Source organism: Elizabethkingia argenteiflava (assembly GCF_009904105.1).
Taxonomy (GTDB): domain Bacteria; phylum Bacteroidota; class Bacteroidia; order Flavobacteriales; family Weeksellaceae; genus Elizabethkingia; species Elizabethkingia argenteiflava.
Window position 1 is genome coordinate 1 of sequence record NZ_JAAABJ010000573.1, and the last position, 1,874, is coordinate 1,874.

Annotated in this window: 1 protein-coding gene; it reads left to right on the forward strand. The window is 31.0% G+C overall.

Annotated elements, in window-relative coordinates; genetic code table 11:
• Positions 1–1,058: 1,058 nt before the first annotated feature.
• A partial coding sequence (locus tag GNY06_RS09565; RefSeq protein WP_317163779.1) for an FISUMP domain-containing protein occupies positions 1,059–1,874 on the forward strand: 816 nt, incomplete at its 3' end.

The window sequence follows — 1,874 nt, forward strand, 5'->3', positions numbered from 1 at the left end:
ATAAAGATGAGAATTTCATTTATTCACAACACTTGAAAAAGTTTAAATCCTATAACCGGCTTAAACTTCTATTAAAAACAAAAAAAATGTCAAGTTGATGAATATGCTATAAGTTAATTGATTTTATCTATATCTGTGATTTTATATTTAGAATATGTTTTTTTTTGGATTAATTTTACTATATTAGTAAAGTCTTTATTAAATAAGGGATTTAAGTGAAAATTGGGATGAATAAAAAATAAAATTATTTAAAATTTGCAGAGTGGTTTTGCTTTTGAAATGTGAAGAATATTTAACAGGTTTTAAAGTTAAATGATAATATGATGAAAAATACAAAAGCATAAACAAAGTTTTGAAGCTAAAATGCTACTTTAGCTTTGTAAAATAAAGAATGAAAATGAATATAATGAGAAGGGATCTCTAAAATTCTAGCTCTGGGTGGGGTGAAGAAAAATAAAATCAAGAGGACTAATAAGCTTTTTAGGCTATAAGTTAATTGATTTTATCTGTATCTGTGATTTTATATTTAGAATATGTTTTTTTTTGGATTAATTTTACTATATTAGTAAAGTCTTTATTAAATAAGGTATTTAAGTGAAAAATTGGAATAGATATTATTCATTTAAAATAGTAGAAAACACAAAGTAAGAAAGAGAAATTTATTTCAAAATTAAAAAAAAATATAAAATTTGCGGATTAAATTTATTTTCAAAACATAAAGGATATTTAACGAAAAAATTATTAAAAGATGAAAAAAAATTAAAAAACAAGAAGTCAGTTTTACAATGAACTGAGGAGTTATATTCGTCCTGAAGTAGACTACCTTGATAGAAATGGAGGAGAAAATTGCCACGGGATCAGCTATTATTGATCCAAGAAGCCCCATACCAACAGTAGATCAGCAGTGGGATACACAACCTGATTTAAGTGAAGATGGCGATTGGTAATATTTCTAATACAATTTAATTTTTAAATTAAAAACACAACGAACAAATTTAGATGATTCATCTAAATTTGATATGATTCAGATAAATTGTCTATATATAAAACACACAATAATGAAGAAAACAGTATTTTATAAAAAAATGAGCGTGATCACCGCTTTTATTGCGGTATCCCTCCTGCTATTTTTTCTGGCTTGTCGAAGCACTGGAGCTGAAAGCCAACTCTCCACAGATAATCAGAACCCACGACTAAATAGCCTCAACATAAGTCTTAATCAAGACAGGTTCCTTACTTATAAAGGGCAACCTGCAGCTCGAATTAATGGGAAAATATGGATGAGACATAATCTAGGAGCCAATACTAGTTTAGACCCTGACCAGTCCCCAAGTGTTGTAGGTCTTCATGGGGATTATTACCAATATGGTCGTAATGTATCTGTAGCAGGAGCTACAGATACACGGATGAACGGCAATTTTAATGGCGGTTATCCACCCGGTCCAGAAGCATGGAACAGTGGTACCGAAGCGTCTCCACTTAAAGGACCTAATGACCCTTGCCCAGAAGGATACCGGGTTCCAACTCGTCAAGAATTTCAGCAATTATTGGAGGCTACCATTGAATCCAATATCGGAGAATGGAGGCAAGGGAATGCTAATTATACGGCTGCAAAAGTTTTTACCAGTAAGAGCAATAAAAGTAAGAGCAATAAAAGTAAGAGCTATAAACAAGTCAAATTGACTTTTCCTTCTCAAGGAGTATTTACAGTCAGTAATTATTCTAATCGTAATATACCTCCTTTTTCTCCGGTTGTAAATCCTTTAGAAAGAGGTAATTTGGGTCTATATTGGGCATCTACGCTTAATAATGAAGGGGATCCTTATATGTTATATACTCAATCTTCTTCTTCTGTGGTGAGACTAGTATTGCAA